Here is a 16,752-nt window from a genome sequence, read left to right as displayed (position 1 = left end):
ATTGACCAGCCCGCAACGCCCCAACCTCATCTTCATCGTCGCCGACGACCTCGGCTATGCCGACCTCGGCTGCTACGGCGGCCGGACTCCGGTCTCGCCGGTGCTCGACGGACTCGCCGCCAAGGGCCTGAAGTTCACCCAGGGTTACGCCAACTCGCCGGTCTGCTCGCCCACGCGCTTTGCGCTGATGACGGGACGCTACCAGTACCGGCTGCGCGGCGGCGCCGACGAGCCCATCAACAGCAAGAGCCGCGGCAGCACCGTGCTGGGCCTGCCGCCCGAGCACCCCACCCTGCCCTCGCTGCTCAAGGACAGCGGCTACCGCACCGCGCTGATCGGCAAATGGCACCTGGGCTACCCGCCGTCCTTCGGCCCGCTGCGTTCGGGCTATGAGGAATTCTTCGGCCCGATGTCGGGCGGTGTGGACTACTTCAGCCACTGCGATTCGAGCGGCCGGCACGACCTCTGGTTTGGCGCGGAAGAAAAAAAGGAAGACGGCTACCTGACCGACCTGATCTCCAAGCGCGCGGTGGACTATGTGCAGCGCATGGCACCCGGCGCCAAAAATGGCACGCCCTTCTTCCTGAGCCTGCACTACACGGCGCCGCACTGGCCCTGGGAAACGCGCGACGACGAGGCGCTGGCCTCCCAGGTCAAGGACAACCTGTTCCACCTGAGCGGCGGCAACATCCACACCTACCGCCGCATGATCCACCACATGGACGAAGGCATAGGCTGGGTGATGCAGGCACTGCAACAGCACGGCCTGGCTGACAACACGCTGGTGGTGTTCACCAGCGACAACGGCGGCGAGCGCTTCTCCGACAACTGGCCGCTGGTCGGCGGCAAGATGGACCTGACCGAGGGCGGCATCCGCGTGCCCTGGATCGCGCACTGGCCGGCGGTGATAGCCGCCGGTGGTGTCAGCGAACAGCACTGCATGACCATGGACTGGTCGGCCACCCTGCTGGACGCCACCGGCGTGCCGGCCGACCCCGGCTACCCGCTGGACGGCGTCTCGCTGCTGCCGGTGCTGCGCGATGCGGGCCACCGCTTCCACCGGCCGCTGCACTGGCGCATGAACCACCGCGGCCAGCGCGCCCTGCGCGACGGCGACTGGAAGTACCTGCAGGTGGACGGCAACGACTACCTGTTCAACCTGCCTGCCGACGAGCGCGAACGCGCCAACCTGGCCGGGCGCGAGCCCGAGCGCCTCGATGCCATGCGCGCCGCCTGGCAAGCCTGGGAAGCCAGCGTGCCGCCCATCCCCGTGGATGCCACGGTAAGCCTGGGCTACTCGGTCAAGGACATGCCGCAGCGTTAGGAGCCTGACGGTACCCGTAGTGTGGTGTTGCATGCTTGACGGTACAAATAAAACCGATGGATTTTTGTTCAGGGCAAGGCGCAAACCGCAGCCATAGTCAGACTATGGCGAGGATTTGCAACGCCGCCCTGGGCAAAAAGACGCGGTTTTATGTACCGGATAGCGTGCAACACCACACTAACATTGGGCATGTTTCAGAAAATTCAGAAAATCGACCTGCAGCGCTGGCTCCCGTTTCTCCACTGGCCGCGCCCCGACGCAACGCTGCTGCGTGGCGAAATCGCCGCTGGCATGACCGTGGCCCTGGTGATGGTGCCGCAATCCGTGGCCTATGCGGGCCTGGCGGGCATGCCCTTGATCACCGGCCTGTACGCGACCCTGCTGCCGGCGCTGGTGGCGGTGCTCTTCAGCGGCTCGACGCGGCTGAGTGTCGGGCCCTCGGCGCTGAGCTGCCTGCTGGTGGGGGCTTCGCTGGCCGGCTTGGCCGAACCGGGCAGCACGCAATGGGTCTCGCTCGCGGTATGGCTGGCCATCCTCACGGGCCTGGTGCAGTTCACGCTGGGGGCCGGCGGCTACGGCTGGGTCCTCAACCTCGTCAGCTCGCCGGTGCTGGCGGCGTTTTCGCAGGCGGCGGCGCTGCTGATCATCGCCTCGCAGCTGCCGGCACTCATCGGCCTGAACGGGTCTTTGACTACCTTGCTCAATGGGCCGCCGCTTGATCTTGCTGCGCTGGCGTTTGGCTTGGGCAGCGTGGCCGCCCTGGTGCTGGGCAAGCGCTACCTGCCGCGCGTGCCAATGATGATGCTGGTGGTCGCGGGCTCGGCGCTGGTGAGCAAGCTGGCCGGCTACTCGGCGCATGGCGCAATCATCGGCCCGCTGCCCGCGGGGCTGCCGGCGCCCTACTGGCCCGGGCTGCCCGCCTGGGACACCTTTGGCACCCTCGTCGTGCCCGCCTTGGTGCTCGCGCTCGTCACCTCACTGGAGACCGCCGCCAGCGCCAAAATCGAGGCGCAGCGCGACGGCAAGCGATGGAACGAAAACCAGGACCTGATCGGCCAGGGCCTGGGCAAGCTCGCCTCGGCCTTCAGCGGCAGCTTTGCGACCAGCACCTCGTTCTCGCGCTCTGCCATCACACTGTACGCGGGCGCCAAAAGCGGCTGGGCGACGATTGCCGCGACCTTCTTTGTGGTGTTGACCCTGCTGTTGCTGACGCCAGTGCTGTACCACGTGCCGCGCGCCGTGCTGGCCGCCGTGGTCGTGGCCGCCGTGGCAGGCCTCTTGAAACCGCGTTGGCTGCTGGGCCTGTGGCAGGTCAACCGTGTCGAGGCGGGGACGGCTTTGGTGACCTTCGGCGTCACCTTGCTCACCGCACCGCGCATCTATTGGGGCGTGCTCACCGGCGTGCTGATGGGCCTGTCGCACTTTCTCTACCACCGGCTGCACCCACGCATCATCGAAGTCGGCCTGCACCCCGACGGCAGCCTGCGCGACCGCCACCTCTGGCAGCTGCCGCCGCTGGCCCCCGATCTGTACGCGCTGCGCATGGACGCCGAACTGGACTTTGCCTCGGCCAGCGCCTTCGAGCGCGCCATCGTCGAACACCTGGCGGCGCACCCGCAGAGCCGCCATGTTTTCCTGTTCGCCCAGCCCATCAACCGCATCGACGCAACCGGCGTGGAAACCTTTGGCCAGGTGCGCCGCCTGTTGACAGCGCGCGGCATCACGCTGCACATCAGCGGCATCAAGCTGCCGGTGGAAAAGGTGCTGAAGAATGCCGGCGCACTCGACGACAGCCCGCTGCTGCGCATGTACCGCACTGATGCCGAAGCGCTGGCGGTGTTGGGCACTCTCAGCTAATGGCCCCGCGACGGCGCCAGACCAGAAAATAAATCGCTGCGTTGATGAGGAGCAGCACGCCGCCCAGTACGAACTGCCACTCGCGCGTGAGCTCGCCGGGGTAGATCAGAGGGACCAGGTAGCGCTCGATAAAACTCCCCGCATAGCCTGCCGCGCCCCCGGCCCGGCGCAGCGCGTTTTCCAGCGGCGTGAGCGGACAGATCCCGCCCGTGAACTCCACGGTGGCGCCCCAGGCCAGCGCCGGCAGGTGCAGCCAGGGCATCCAGCGCCAGCGCAAGGCGAGCACGCCGCCGGCCACCGCGAACACGATGAACAGGAAGTGAAGCCCAAGCACCAGGTCGGCGAGTAGTCCGTAAATCATTTGCTATTAATTTTATAGCTGCTTGCGCACATAGAACAAGGGCTGGAGCCAGATTTCCTTCAAAAATTTAGGCAGAACCCCTGCTCAGGCCGTGACGATCCATCCTTCGAGCGGGTCCATCTGCGCCGGCAGGCCGTAGCGCGGCGCGCCCTGCTGCTGCGCCCAGGCGGCCTGGAGCAGGCACAACACGGCATCGAGACTGTCGCCGCTGGCGTCGTCGATCAAGGCATCGCGCTGCGCATGGCTGAGCTTGAGGCGCAGGCCCAGCCGGGTCTGGCCATGCTCCAGCGCGGTGATCAGGTCCTTGCGCGCAATCAGCCGCTCGGGGGTTTGCTTCGCGCGCTCGTCGCTCTTGTAGCTGCGGTGACCCAGAAGTTCGCGCGCCAGCAGGCCGGGGTAGGCCTCCAGGGCCACGCGCCGCGCATCGCCGTCGTGCAGGCCGGGCAGGTGCACGCCCGCGGCCAGCAGCCGTGGCACACCGGCATGCAGCATGTAGGCCACCGGCGGGTTGACCCACTTCATTGACGGGCTGGAGCCGGCCGGCTTGTCGGTGGCGCGGTGCGCGAACTTGCCGCCCACCGGCCGCGCATCGCAGAAGGCGGCAAAGGTGGCGCGGATGTCTTCGCGGCTCAAGGCCGCGTAGTGGCGCATGCAGTCTTCCCACTGCAGGGGCCAGCCCAACTGCTCGACCAGCTCACGCGGCAGGCCGAACGGAAAGTCGAAGCCGCCTGTCCACTCGCGCGGCTCGGCCAGCCAGCGGCCGAACGCCTCCAGCGTGTCGATGCGCTCCAGTTTCGACAGCACGACACGCGCTCCCGACGAGGACCCCAGTGCCAGAACAATGGGTTTTCGCCGGTTAGGGCTGCTTGAGAAATCGCAGCCAAGCAGCAAGGGCGCGGTCATCGCGGCCTCAACCCAGCGCCAGCGCCATCACGCCCGCCGCGATGAAGGCCGCGCCCAGCAGCCGCAACAGGCGATCGCCTTCGCCCAGCAGTTGCCCGCCGACCAGCGCGGCGAACAGCATGGACACCTCGCGCGCCGGCGCGACATGCGACAGCGGCGCGGTCTGCATGGCGTACAGCACCAGCACGTAGGACACCGGGCTGACGACGCCGACAAACACTGCGTACTTCCACTGCTTCCTCCACAGCGCCCTGGCCGCAGCGGGGTCGCGCAGCACGGCGGGCGCCAGCACCAGCATGCGCAGCAGGCAACCCATGTAGTCCACCAGGATCGGTGACATCAGCATGAACTTGACCGCGTAGCCGTCGACCACGGTGTAGCTGGCAATGAAGGCGCCGCTCAGCAAACCGTAGACCATGCCCTTGCGCACCCGCTGGCGCTGCACCGGGTCGTGCGAGGCACGCCACAGGCCCGGCCCGCCGGCGACCAGAAAAACACCGCCCACAACACCCGCAATGCCGGCCAGCCCCAGCGCGGAAATGTGCTCGCCCAGCAACACAATGGCGGCCAGTGACGACAGCAGCGGTCCCGAACCCCGCGCCAGCGGATAGACCACGGTGAGGTCGGCCTTGCGGTAGCCGCGCAGCAGGACGATGTAGTAGATGGTGTGCAGCAAGGCGCTGGCGCATAGCAGCAGCCATTCAGCGCGGCCCCAGCGCGGCAGTTGGTCGATGCCGAACCAGATGCCCAGCGGCGCCCATGCCACCAGCAGCACCAGCCCGGTAAAAGCGGCAAAACGCGAATCGCCGCCGGCTTTCTTGGCCGCGATGTTCCAGCTGGCGTGAATCAGTCCGGCGAGGATGACAAGGGCAAGCGCCGAAGCGGGCATGCCCTAGGCACGGCCAATGATGGAGGCAGTTGCCATCAGTTCTTCGAGCAGCGCGAACGAGACCTTGCCCGACACGGCATACGGGTCGAGCACGGGTTTTTCGGAGTATTTGAGCAGGATGGATTGGTTGAGCTTGGACAGATTGACCTGGCCCATGGTCCAGCCACCAAAGCGGCGCTCGGTGATTTCTTCGTAATGCAGCAGCACCACGTCCTTGTGCCGCGGGTCTCTCTGGATATGGCCATACAACTCGTTGACCGCCATGCGGCCGCCTTCGATGGCCTGCAGGAAGATGTCACCGCCGTAGCACAGGATGCCGGTGATGCCGCAGGTGGGGTTGAAATGCCGTGACTGGGTCAGGATGGCCTCGATGATTTCGGGCCGGGGATCGACCGCGCGGCTGGCGTAAAGCAGGCGTACCAGCATGGCTAGTCCCTTCTTGGAAGGAGCGACAGGAATTCCCGGCGCAGGGTGGGGTCCTTGAGAAAGACGCCGCGCATGACCGAGTTGATCATCTTGCTGTCCATGTCTTTCACGCCGCGCCAGGCCATGCAGTAGTGGCTGGCTTCCATCACGATGGCCAGGCCGTCGGGCTGGGTTTTTTCCTGGATCAGGTCGGCCAGCTGGATCACCGCCTCTTCCTGGATTTGCGGCCGGCCCATCACCCACTCGGCCAGCCGGGCATATTTGGACAGGCCAATCACGTTGGTGTGCTCGTTGGGCATCACGCCGATCCAGATCTTGCCGATCACCGGGCAGAAATGGTGGCTGCAGGCGCTGCGTACCGTGATGGGGCCGACGATCATCAGCTCGTTGAGGTGCTCGGCATTGGGAAATTCGGTGATGGTGGGACCCATCACGTAGCGCCCCTTGAACACCTCGTTGAGGTACATCTTGGCCACACGGCGCGCCGTGTTGTGGGTGTTGTGGTCGCTGCTGGTGTCAATCACCAGGCTGTCGAGCACGCCCTTCATTTTCTCTTCGACTTCATCGAGCAGCTTTTCAAGCTCGCCGGGCTGGATGAATTCGGCAATATTGTCGTTGGAATGGAAGCGTTTGCGCGCCTGCTCCAGACGTTCACGGATCTTGACGGAGACGGGCGTTCCCTCGTCAGTTGAATCGGGCGGCATAGGCGTCGTGGATTTCATGAGCATGCCAAGATGTTACCAGCCCGCACCCAAACAGTCTTGTCCATTTTTTTCAAGGGTTTTTGACCTCTTGTCCTTGTCGAATATGCGCTGGCAGCTATCAATTCAGTAGCAAATTAAGACCTTGCCAGACCTTGATTCAGTAGCGCTGCCCGATCACCAGCAAGGCCAGCCGCATCAGGGCGTAGGCAATCCGGGCCAGAATGCGCTGGCCCAAGGGGCGCTGCTTGTAAATGGCCGGGTCCATGCGTCGCCCGTGGCTGGCCATGGCCTGGCGCAAGCGGTCCCGCAAATCCCGGGCAAACACCCGGTCTTCGACCACCACATTGGCTTCCCGCGCCAGCAGCAGGCTCAAGGGGTCCAGGTTGGACGAGCCGACCGTTGCCCAATGGCCGTCCACCACCGCCACCTTGGCGTGCAGAAAACTCGGTTCGTACTCATGGATTTCCACGCCCGCCGCCAGCAAGGCCCCATACACCGGCCATGACGCGTGGTACTGCATGAAGTATTCGTACTTGCCCTGCAGCAGCAGGGTGACCCGCACGCCGCGCCGGGCCGCCTGGATCAGGGCGCGGCGCAGCTTGCCGCCGGGCAGGAAGTAGGCGTTGGCAATGATGATTTCCTCACGCGCCCGGCCAATCGCCTTGCGGTAGGCGCGCTCGATGCTGCGGCGGTTGCGCAGGTTGTCGCGCAGTACCAGCGCCGCCCGGGCACCGGGCAAGCCCGTGGCGCGCAAGGCCAGCTGCCTCGCATCGGTGCGCCCGCCGTAGCCAGCGGCCTTGAATTTTTTCCAGGCTGCGCTGAGATGCCGCTGGCGCGCACTGTGGCCGGCCTGCACGCGCCACCACAGCAAGGCCATGGCATCCGCAGCATCGGCCGCCAGCGAGCCGGTGACGGCGACCGAAAAATCAAACCGCGGGGCCGGCAAGGCCCCGTGGTTGGGGTCGTAAAAATCATCCAGTACATTGATGCCGCCGCAAAACGCCAGGCGCTGGTCAATCACGCACAGCTTGCGGTGCAGCCGCCGCCAACGGTCCGGCAACAGCAAGCCCAGCCCCCCCAGGCCAGCGGCCACGGGCGAATACACACACCACTGGACGCCGCCCTCGGCCAGCTTTCTCTGCCATTCAGGGCTCAAGGCTTCGGTGCCTATGCCATCGACCAGAACCTGCACCGTCACACCGCGCTGTGCAGCCCGGACCAGGGCGTCGGCCACTTCGGCACCCGCGCCGTGAAAGTCAAAAATATAGGTTTCCAGCTGCACCCATTGGGTCGCGGCATCCAGTGCCTGCACCAGCGCCGGAAAAAACGCCTGCCCGCCCTGCAGCAACTGCAATACCTGGGGCTTGTGAGGTGAGGTCATGGCAGAAAGTAATGTTGCCTGGGGGCTCTTTGACGGTTGGACCAGTTCAGAGGCTTGTTGCGACACCCGGAGTTTGCCACGGCGAGCTGGTCACACCCTCGCAATTCACCATGACATGATGGTTAACCCCGTCACAGCTAGCCAGCCACAAAACGAGGCAACATGAGGACCGCTTCGGCATTGGAAGGAGAAAAGCACAGATCGGCCGCCGCCAGATAAGGCAGCCACTGGTAGGCGGTATGTTCCTGGGCACTGAGCCGGATGGCGGTGCCCGGCGCAACGCACAGGCTGAAGACATGCTCGGTGTTGTGCGTCACGCCCGGCGCATAGCGATGGCGCCAAACCGGGTAAATTTCATAGACATTGGAAACCGCCCAGTCACGGAATTGATCGGGCCCGGCCGAGATGCCGGTTTCCTCCCGCACCTCGCGCACCGCGGTTTGCAGCAGCGCTTCACCCACCGTATCCTGGGAGCCGGTCACGCTTTGCCAGAAGCCGGGATGGTCGGCGCGCTCGATCAACAGCACCTCAAGCGCTGGCGTGTGAATGACCACCAGCACCGACTCGGGGATTTTGAAGGCTTTCAAAACATCCCCTGTCGTCTTTTCGCAGCCTCTTAGCGGCGCTGAATCACTCGGACCAGCGACTTAAGCCGGTTGCGGATTGTTGCGCAGGCGAATGTGCAGCTCGCGCAACTGCTTCTCGTCCACCGGGCTCGGTGCATGCGTCAACAGACACAGCGCGCGCTGGGTTTTCGGGAAGGCAATCACGTCACGGATGGACTCCGCACCGGTCATCATGGTCACGATGCGGTCCAGGCCAAAGGCCAGGCCGCCGTGCGGCGGCGCGCCGTACTGCAGGGCCTCGAGCAGGAAGCCGAATTTTTCCTGAGCCTCTTGCGGCCCGATCTTGAGCGCGTTGAACACCTTGCTCTGCACATCGGCCTGGTGGATACGGACCGAGCCCCCGCCGAGCTCCCAGCCGTTGAGCACCATGTCGTAGGCCTTGGAGATGCAGCGGCCGGGGTCGGTGTCCATCCAGTCTTCGTGGCCGTCTTTGGGGGCCGTGAACGGGTGGTGCACGGCGCTCCAGCGCTGGCCGTCCTCGTCAAACTCGAACATCGGGAAGTCAACCACCCACAGCGGCTTCCAGCCTGCGGTGAGCAGGCCGGCTTTTTTGCCAAACTCGCTGTGCCCGACCTTGAGGCGCAGCGCGCCGATGCTGTCGTTGACGATCTTGGCCTTGTCGGCGCCAAAGAAAAGCAGGTCGCCGCTCTGCGCGCCCGTGCGTTTGAGGATTTCGGCAATGGCGGCGTCGTGGATGTTCTTGACGATGGGGCTTTGCAGGCCCGGCCACCGAAGGGCCTTGTCTCCCTGGCCTTTGCCCGCATCATTGACCTTGATCCAGGCCAGCCCCTTGGCGCCGTAAATCTTGACGAACTCGGTGTAGCCATCGATCTCACCACGGCTCATCTCGGCGCCGCCCGGTACGCGCAGGGCGACCACGCGGCCGCCCTGGGTGGTCGCCGGTGCGCTGAACACCTTGAAGTCGACATCGGCCATCACGTCCGTCAGCTCGGTGAACTCGAGGTTCACGCGCAAATCGGGCTTGTCCGAGCCATAACGGTGCATGGCATCGTTGTAGGTCATGACCGGGAACTCGCCCAGATCGGTATTGAGCACGGTCTTGAAGATGTTGCTGATCATGCCCTGGAACATGTCGCGGATATCCTGCTCGCCCATGAAGGACGTTTCGATATCGATCTGCGTGAACTCCGGCTGGCGGTCTGCGCGCAGGTCTTCGTCGCGAAAGCATTTGGTGATCTGGTAGTAGCGGTCAAAGCCGGCCACCATCAGCAGCTGCTTGAACAGTTGCGGGCTTTGGGGCAACGCAAAAAACTGCCCTTCATTGACACGGCTGGGCACCAGGTAGTCGCGCGCGCCTTCAGGCGTGCTTTTGGTCAGCATCGGGGTCTCGATGTCGATGAAGCCGTGGGCGTCGAGAAACTTGCGCGTTTCCATGGCCACACGGTAGCGCAGCATCAAGTTGTTCTGCATGTAAGGGCGACGCAAATCGAGCACGCGGTGTGTCAGCCGCGTGGTCTCCGACAGGTTGTCGTCATCGAGCTGGAACGGCGGCGTGACGCTGGGGTTGAGCACGATCATCTCGTGGCACAACACTTCAATCTTGCCGCTCTTCAGATGGTCGTTGACCGTGCCCTCAGGCCGGGCACGCACAACACCCACGACCCTCACACAAAACTCGTTGCGCACGCCTTCGGCGGTTTTGAACATGTCGGCACGGTCGGGGTCGCACACCACCTGCACATAGCCCTCGCGGTCACGCAGGTCGACAAAAATCACGCCACCATGATCGCGACGGCGGTTGACCCAGCCGCACAGGCTGACGGTTTGGCCCATGAGGCCCTCGGTCACCAGACCGCAGTAATGTGAACGCATTTGGGAAGCCATAGACATAAGAAACACTCGTACTTTCAGCGCCTGCGCGCCCTGCTTGGATGGATTTACCTGAATCTGGAGCCGGGACCATTCCCGGGCACCACAACACCCATGGAAATCACATAAGTCAGCGCCTCGTCGACGCTCATTTTGAGCTCAATGCAATCGGCCTTTTTGAGCATCACGAAGTAGCCACCTGTGGGGTTCGGCGTGGTGGGCACGTAAACACTGAGGTATTCACCCTGCAGGTGATTGACCACATCGCCGCCCGGCGTGCCGGTCAGAAAACCAATGGTCCAGACGCCTTCCCGCGGCCATTGCACCAGCAGCGCCTTGCGAAAAGCGTTGCCGTTCTCGGAAAACAGCGTGTCGGAAACCTGCTTGACGCTGGAATAAATCGACCGGACGATGGGAATTCGGTGGAGCAGGACATTCCACCAGAGCACCAGCTTTTTGCCGAAGAAGTTGGTGGCCACGGCCCCAATCAGCAACACAATGACCAGCGCCAGCAAAACGCCAAAACCGGGAATGTGAAAACCCAGCAACTTGTCCGGATGCCAGGAGACCGGCAAAATCTGCAGGGTTTGGTCCAGCGTTGCAATAAACCAGTTCAACAGCCAAAACGTGATGGCCAGAGGCACCAGCACCAGCAGGCCGGCCAGCAGCCATTTGCGTATCGCGGCCATCAAGCGGCCTTGTCGGCAGCGCCCGCACTGGCGCTGGGCGCCGGGGCTGCAGCAGCTGCCGTTGAGCTGGGTTTGGCGCTGTCCACGGCAATGCCGGCAGCAGACTCGGCCGTCTTGCTTTCGGTTGCTTTGGCGGCAGAATCGCCGGCAGGGCTGGGCGTCGAGCTTGAGGAGGCGCCACCGCGGAAATCAGTCACGTACCAGCCGGAGCCCTTGAGCTGAAAACCAGCCGCTGTCACCTGTTTTTTAAAGCTGGGCGCCCCGCATTGGGGGCAGTCGCTCAGGGGCGCATCCGAAATCTTTTGCAAAACGTCCTTGGTATGCCCACAGGACTCGCATTTATAGGCGTAGATTGGCATAGTGCTAGAGGTTTTTAGTGAGGGGGTTTGCCCCTGAATCGGGCGTCAGGATGCAAAACCTTAAATTATAGGCGCTGCCCGCCACCCTCTGCGCAGCGCTGAGCGATTCCCCCTCCTTGCACCAACCCCCTCCCGAAGGCCGGTCACCGGGGCTGCCCGAGACTAGCGCCGCGAAGGGCCGCCCCGAGCAAGCGACGGCCCCCTCGGGGCTGACGTCCGCGGCTCCAAGCCTGCCTGCGCAGGCTTGGACGGACGGAAGAGCCGCAGCGTCTCGCAGCGGCACGTCCAGCGCATTACACAAAGTGAAAAGCGTGGGGGCTAGAAAACGCGGATTCTGAGAACGAATTGCATGGCGATCAGCCCCAGCACAAAACCCAGGCCGCCATAAATCAGTTTTTGCAGCAACTTGTTGGTACGCCGCTGCTCCACCAGCAGCTCTTCCAGCTCACGCCGGTTTCCCCCCTGGGCATTTTTAAGGTACTGCGCCAGCAGGCGCGGAAAACCCGGCAGCAATTTGGCATAGGCCGGCGCCTCCGCCTTGAGCTGTTCCAGCAGTCTTTCCGGCCCCACCTGCTCCAGCATCCACTTCTCAAGAAAGGGTTTGGCCGTGCTCCATAAGTCCAGATCGGGGTCCAGCTCACGGCCCAGGCCTTCGATGTTGAGCAGGGTCTTTTGCAGCAAGACCAGTTGGGGCTGGATTTCAACATGGAAACGGCGCGAGGTCTGGAATAGCCTCATCAGCACCATGCCCAGCGATATTTCCTTGAGCGGCCGGTCAAAGTAAGGCTCGCAACAGGCGCGTATCGCCGCCTCCAGCTCGTCGACCCGCGTGCCGGCGGGCACCCAGCCCGACTCGAGGTGCAGCTCTGCCACGCGCTTGTAATCGTGCTGGAAAAACGCCGTGAAATTCTGGACCAGGTATTCCTTGTCAACCGCCGTGAGCGTACCCACAATGCCGAAGTCCAGCGAAATGTAGCGTCCAAATGTGGACGGCTCCAGGCTGATCTGGATATTGCCAGGGTGCATGTCGGCATGGAAAAACCCATCCTTGAACACCTGCGTGAAGAAAATGGTGACGCCATCGCGTGCCAGCTTGCCCATGTCCACACCGGCATCGCGCAGGCGTTGAAGCTGTCCGATGGGCACGCCGTTCATGCGCTCCATCACCATGACTTCGGGCATGCAGTAATCCCAGACCATCTCCGGAATCATCACCAGGTTGAGGTCTTGCATGTTGCGCCGCAGCTGCGCGGCGTTGGCGGCTTCGCGCAGCAGATCCAGCTCGTCATGCAGGTATTTGTCAAATTCCGCCACCACTTCGCGAGGCTTGAGGCGCTTGCCGTCCGCCGACAGGCCCTCCACCCACCCGGCCATCATGCGCATCAGCGCCAGGTCTTTTTCAATCGCGGGCAGCATGTTGGGGCGCAACACCTTGACCGCCACCTCCCGCCCGTTGGGCAGCGTGGCAAAGTGGACCTGTGCAATGGAGGCACTGGCCACGGGGCTCTGATCAAAGCTTGCAAAGATCTGGGTCAGCGGTTTGCCAAATGTTTTTTCGATGATGCCTATAGCAAGACTGGAGTCAAACGGCGGCACCTGGTCCTGCAGCTTGGCCAGTTCATCGGCAATATCCGTCGGCAACAAGTCGCGCCGGGTCGACATGACTTGGCCAAACTTGACAAAAATGGGCCCCAGACTCTCCAGGGCCTCACGCAAACGCTCGCCGCGCGGCGCTTTCAGGTTGCGGCCTGTCGACACCATGCGAGTCAGCCGACGGCTCCACGGCTTGTCAAAGCTGGAAAGCAGCAACTCATCCAGACCGAAGCGCAGTACCGTCCAGGCGATGAAAATGCCCCTGAAAACCCGGGTCATGCGCCAGCCTTTGTGGCATCAGGTCCCGTCGCGGTGGGGGACGCGGGTGTGGAAGCTGGCGCTGCTGAAGACGCCGGGGACGCCACGGGCCCCTGCGCCAGAAACTGCCTTAAACCAGCCACCGTGCGCCGCCCCACATCAGCCAGGGCGTGCGCCGGTACATCGCCGATCAGGCGGGACAGGTCTTCTTCGATATCCCAGCGCAGATTTTCGGCCAGCCAACCCAGCTCGGCAGCGAGCTGAACATCCCCTTCGATTTTCACGGGAGGCGGCTTGCCGGCCAGCACCGACTGCACGACGGCCGCCGGTGAATCGGCAACCACGGCCAGTAGCAAGTCGGGCTTGGCTGCGGGTGGTGCGCGATCCAGCAGCCCCGCCGGTGTTACTATTAAATCTATAGCAAACAAACCCCAGCGAACATGGATCACACTGCCTTTTCTACGCAAAAGCCGGTCTTGCGCCTCTTGCTCCTGCATCAACACATGATTCAGCAGCAGCACCAGCTTTTGCTGCCCTTCATCCACCACCCAGGCCGGGGGTTGAAAACGGCTTGCAACAGACTCCAGAAAAGAAAAAGGGGACGTGGTATTCATACGTCCCCGATTTTGACAGGTAATGTGGCCCCCACGGTCGCTCACTTCGTGTAGCTCCCTGCCCCCCGAGGGGGCCGCTGCGCCTGCGGCCCGGCTAAGCCGGTTCCGCGGCCCCTGCTGGAAGTTGGAACCCGCGCTTTTTAATGCAGCTCGCGGATTACTGGAGAGCCTGAACACCGGCCACGAGCCAGCCGCTGCCGCCGTTGCGGGGCTTGGTCATGTTCCAGACCTCGCGGAACGGGCTGGGGCCTGCCGAGGCGTCCTCGCGAATCATGCCGGAGAATTCCACGCTGGCCATGTACACATCACTGAGCTCTTCAATACCCAGCAGCTGCGCATTGAGCATGACCACCTCGGTTTTATTGGCCACGCCACCGGTGTGAGATTCGCGGTCGGCCAGCTGCGTCTTGATCTGCGCGAGCATTTCATCCGTCATCATGGCGCGCAGGCTGTTGATGTCGGAACGGTCCCAGGCGTCCTGCAGGGTCACGAAGTTGGTCTTGCAGGCCTTCAGAAAGCCCTCGGCATCAAATCCGGCAGGGACACCCCAGGACTGCGAACCGATCAACGCGGAGCCGATCATCGAGCCTGTGGCCGCTGTACCGGCGCCTGGCTTGTTGGCATCAAAAGCCATGCTGCTGCGCTCCCAAGGCCGGGCCGACGCATCGTTGCCGACATTCTCGGGGCTGTAATTGCGGGGTGTTGTCGCGTTACCCGCCCCCTGCAGCGCATACGGCGCCTGGTTCTGCGCGTTGCCACCTTTGAGCTTGCGCATGATGAAGCCGACCACCACCATCACCACCAGAGCCAGCAAGGCGAACATGATGATCTGGCCGAACGCACCGCCCAAGCCCAGTGACGATGCCAGCCAGGCCAGCCCCAAGCCAGCGGCCAGGCCGCCCAGCATCGCGCCCCATGGTTTTTTGGGCGCCGGCGCAGCGGGTGCCGGTGCCGCCTGCTGCGCCGGTGGCGTCGCCTGGCGCTGCGTCACATTGGACGACTGTCGCCCGACGGAGCCGCCGCCACCCAGACGTTTCGCTTCGGCAGGCGAGCCGGCCAAGAGCATGGTGGCGGTCAATACAGCCGCCAGAATCGCAGACCAAAGTTTCATAACGTCCCCTTTAATTTGATAAATTTCAACACTTGATTCCAACATGCAATGCCACGACGCCGCCCGTCAGGTTGTGATAGTCCACATGACCAAAACCACCTTTGTGCATCATGGCTTTAAGCTCTTCCTGGCCTGGGTGCATGCGAATCGACTCCGCCAGGTACTGGTAGCTTGCGTCATCATTGGCCACCAGCTTGCCCAGGCGGGGCAATACCTTGAACGAATACCAGTCGTAGATTTTTTCCAGCGGCTTGGCCACTTTTGAAAACTCCAGCACCAGCAACTTGCCGCCGGGCTTGAGCACACGATTCATTTCCTTCAGCGCGCCGTCCTTGTGCGTCATGTTGCGCAGGCCAAACGCCACGCTCACCACATCAAAACTGGCGTCGGGAAACGGCAGGTACTCGGCATCACACACCAGCGTCGGCAAGGCCACACCCGCATCGAGCAGCCGGTTACGGCCTTCCCTGAGCATGGCTTCGTTGATGTCGGTGTGCACCACACGCCCGGTACTGCCCACTTTGGGCGCAAAAGCCAATGCCAGGTCACCGGTTCCGCCGGCAATGTCCAGCACCTGATCGCCTTCCTTGACATTGGCCACCAGCACGGTGTAGGCCTTCCAGGCACGGTGCATGCCCAGAGACATCAGGTCATTCATCACATCGTATTTCGGCGCCACCGAGTCAAACACGCCGCGCACGCGGCGGGCCTTGTCCTGCTCGTCGACAGATTCGAAACCGAAATGAGTGCTTGTCATAGGCTTAATGCTAGAGGGCAAAGCCCCGTATTGGGGCGACAACCCTGCACAGGTTCAGGGCATTGCCGCCTTTTTATGCTGGAAAAACAACACCGGACCTGGCAAGCTGCCAGCTACCAAGTTGCGGATCAGTGGTTGCCGCAGGCGTGTCCGGCCGCAACGACCATGGGCGCGTCGCGCTCCCGGCCTGCCGCCTGCAGCCTCTGGGCGTAGTCGGACCACAAGCGCTCTTGCTCCGAGCCGAGAAAATACAGGTAATCCCAGGAAAAAATTCCACTCTCGTGGCCGTCCGAAAACACCGGCTTGACGGCGTAGTTGCCAATCGGCTCCAGCTCCACAATATTCACGTCGCGCTTGCCCGTCTGCAGCACTTCCTGACCCGGCCCATGGCCCTGCACCTCCGCCGATGGCGAGTAGACACGCATCAGCTCAAACGGAATCCTGAACTGGGCGCCATCCGAGAACGCGATCTCCAGAATCCGCGACTGCTTGTGCACGGTGAGCGCCGTGGGGGTAGGCGCCCCGGCTTGAAGACCTGCCATGGTGATACCTTGTTTCCTGAAAAATGAATAAAGTTGACCTGCTGTCGAGTTTGCCTGCTTCAGGCAGCCCGTGGATCGTCAGCGCGACATATCCTGCACGATCAAGCGGTTGATATCCGGCGAGCGCGCCGCCATGGCAGCGACTTTCGATGCGTCGGCCTCGCGCTGCGGCGTGCTCCAGACGGACGCCGGAAAATGGCTGTCCCAGTCAAACCGGGCAATCACATGCCAGTGCAGGTGCGGCACCATGTTGCCCAGCGCCGCCAGATTGATCTTGGCCGGCTGCAGTTGCGTGCGCAGCACCTGCTCCACCGTCACCACCGCCTGCATGCAAACCTCACGCTCGGCAGGCGTCAGGTCGGAGAATTCCGCCACATGCCGGTTCCAGATGACGCGGTAAAACGCCGGGAAACCCGCCTCGCTGGCCTGAATGATGCGCAAGCTGTCATTACGGAAAACCAGCAAGCCGCCATCGGTTTCACAGAGAGGACAGCCGCTGGATTTCATGATTCGCATACCACCCGGACC

18 protein-coding genes are annotated in these 16,752 nt (G+C 63.1%); 2 read left to right on the top strand and 16 right to left on the bottom strand.

Annotation, left to right across the window (positions count from 1 at the left end; translation table 11 throughout):
• The first annotated feature begins 1 nt into the window (after position 1).
• Both V6M61_RS03200 and V6M61_RS03195 read left to right on the top strand, forming a co-directional pair.
• A complete protein-coding gene (locus tag V6M61_RS03200; RefSeq protein ID WP_332775115.1) occupies positions 2 to 1,324 on the top strand; it encodes a sulfatase family protein in 1,323 nt (440 codons plus the stop codon).
• Positions 1,325 to 1,513: 189 nt separating this feature from the next.
• Positions 1,514 to 3,181 (top strand): SulP family inorganic anion transporter, encoded by a 1,668-nt coding sequence (locus V6M61_RS03195; protein WP_332775114.1) that lies wholly within the window; start codon positions 1,514 to 1,516, stop codon positions 3,179 to 3,181.
• On the opposite strand, the gene V6M61_RS03190 is transcribed toward V6M61_RS03195, so the two are convergent.
• The 16 genes from V6M61_RS03190 to V6M61_RS03115 form a co-directional block, all read right to left on the bottom strand.
• The gene (locus V6M61_RS03190) at positions 3,174 to 3,542 is read right to left on the bottom strand and encodes a DUF2784 domain-containing protein (protein ID WP_332775113.1); all 369 of its coding nucleotides are present in this window, start codon (positions 3,540 to 3,542) and stop codon (positions 3,174 to 3,176) included. The genes V6M61_RS03195 and V6M61_RS03190 overlap by 8 nt on opposite strands.
• Positions 3,543 to 3,626: 84 nt before the next feature.
• On the bottom strand, positions 3,627 to 4,445 hold the full coding sequence (locus V6M61_RS03185) for a DUF429 domain-containing protein (RefSeq protein ID WP_332775112.1): 819 nt from the start codon (positions 4,443 to 4,445) through the stop codon (positions 3,627 to 3,629).
• A 7-nt stretch (positions 4,446 to 4,452) separates the two neighbouring features.
• Positions 4,453 to 5,334 carry a DMT family transporter gene (locus V6M61_RS03180; RefSeq protein ID WP_332775111.1) on the bottom strand — a complete coding sequence of 294 codons (882 nt, stop codon included), beginning with the start codon at positions 5,332 to 5,334 and terminating at the stop codon, positions 4,453 to 4,455.
• Between the two features lie 3 nt (positions 5,335 to 5,337).
• Positions 5,338 to 5,760, bottom strand: coding sequence for a BLUF domain-containing protein (locus V6M61_RS03175; RefSeq protein ID WP_332775110.1), 423 nt, complete (start codon positions 5,758 to 5,760; stop codon positions 5,338 to 5,340).
• Positions 5,761 to 5,762: 2 nt separating this feature from the next.
• Positions 5,763 to 6,488 (bottom strand): GTP cyclohydrolase I, encoded by a 726-nt coding sequence (gene folE, locus V6M61_RS03170; protein ID WP_332775109.1) that lies wholly within the window; start codon positions 6,486 to 6,488, stop codon positions 5,763 to 5,765.
• A 133-nt stretch (positions 6,489 to 6,621) separates the two neighbouring features.
• Positions 6,622 to 7,845, bottom strand: coding sequence for a cardiolipin synthase ClsB (clsB, locus tag V6M61_RS03165; protein ID WP_332775108.1), 1,224 nt, complete (start codon positions 7,843 to 7,845; stop codon positions 6,622 to 6,624).
• Positions 7,846 to 7,982: 137 nt separating this feature from the next.
• Entirely contained in the window at positions 7,983 to 8,432 is a 450-nt protein-coding gene (gene nudB, locus V6M61_RS03160) for a dihydroneopterin triphosphate diphosphatase (protein ID WP_332775107.1), read from the bottom strand.
• Between the two features lie 60 nt (positions 8,433 to 8,492).
• A complete protein-coding gene (gene aspS, locus V6M61_RS03155; RefSeq protein WP_332775106.1) occupies positions 8,493 to 10,322 on the bottom strand; it encodes an aspartate--tRNA ligase in 1,830 nt (609 codons plus the stop codon).
• Positions 10,323 to 10,369: 47 nt separating this feature from the next.
• Positions 10,370 to 10,990 carry a DUF502 domain-containing protein gene (locus tag V6M61_RS03150; protein ID WP_332775105.1) on the bottom strand — a complete coding sequence of 207 codons (621 nt, stop codon included), beginning with the start codon at positions 10,988 to 10,990 and terminating at the stop codon, positions 10,370 to 10,372.
• On the bottom strand, positions 10,990 to 11,349 hold the full coding sequence (locus tag V6M61_RS03145; RefSeq protein ID WP_332775104.1) for an FmdB family zinc ribbon protein: 360 nt from the start codon (positions 11,347 to 11,349) through the stop codon (positions 10,990 to 10,992). The genes V6M61_RS03150 and V6M61_RS03145 overlap by 1 nt, the downstream gene beginning before the upstream one ends.
• 318 nt (positions 11,350 to 11,667) lie before the next feature.
• A complete protein-coding gene (gene ubiB, locus V6M61_RS03140) occupies positions 11,668 to 13,221 on the bottom strand; it encodes a ubiquinone biosynthesis regulatory protein kinase UbiB (protein ID WP_332775103.1) in 1,554 nt (517 codons plus the stop codon).
• On the bottom strand, positions 13,218 to 13,814 hold the full coding sequence (locus tag V6M61_RS03135; protein WP_332775102.1) for a hypothetical protein: 597 nt from the start codon (positions 13,812 to 13,814) through the stop codon (positions 13,218 to 13,220). The genes ubiB and V6M61_RS03135 overlap by 4 nt, the downstream gene beginning before the upstream one ends.
• A 157-nt stretch (positions 13,815 to 13,971) precedes the next feature.
• Complete coding sequence (locus tag V6M61_RS03130; RefSeq protein ID WP_332775101.1) at positions 13,972 to 14,925, bottom strand: Tim44 domain-containing protein; 954 nt, start codon at positions 14,923 to 14,925, stop codon at positions 13,972 to 13,974.
• Positions 14,926 to 14,950: 25 nt separating this feature from the next.
• Entirely contained in the window at positions 14,951 to 15,682 is a 732-nt protein-coding gene (ubiE, locus tag V6M61_RS03125) for a bifunctional demethylmenaquinone methyltransferase/2-methoxy-6-polyprenyl-1,4-benzoquinol methylase UbiE (RefSeq protein ID WP_332775100.1), read from the bottom strand.
• A gap of 128 nt (positions 15,683 to 15,810) precedes the next feature.
• On the bottom strand, positions 15,811 to 16,224 hold the full coding sequence (locus V6M61_RS03120; protein ID WP_332775099.1) for a DUF971 domain-containing protein: 414 nt from the start codon (positions 16,222 to 16,224) through the stop codon (positions 15,811 to 15,813).
• A gap of 78 nt (positions 16,225 to 16,302) precedes the next feature.
• On the bottom strand, positions 16,303 to 16,731 hold the full coding sequence (locus tag V6M61_RS03115) for an HIT family protein (RefSeq protein ID WP_332775098.1): 429 nt from the start codon (positions 16,729 to 16,731) through the stop codon (positions 16,303 to 16,305).
• Between the last annotated feature and the right edge of the window lie 21 nt (positions 16,732 to 16,752).

Origin of the sequence: Polaromonas sp. (assembly GCF_036676035.1) — a bacterium.
Lineage (GTDB): Bacteria > Pseudomonadota > Gammaproteobacteria > Burkholderiales > Burkholderiaceae_C > Polaromonas.
Note: the sequence above shows the minus strand (reverse complement) of the source record. Positions and strands in the feature narration are given on the sequence as shown.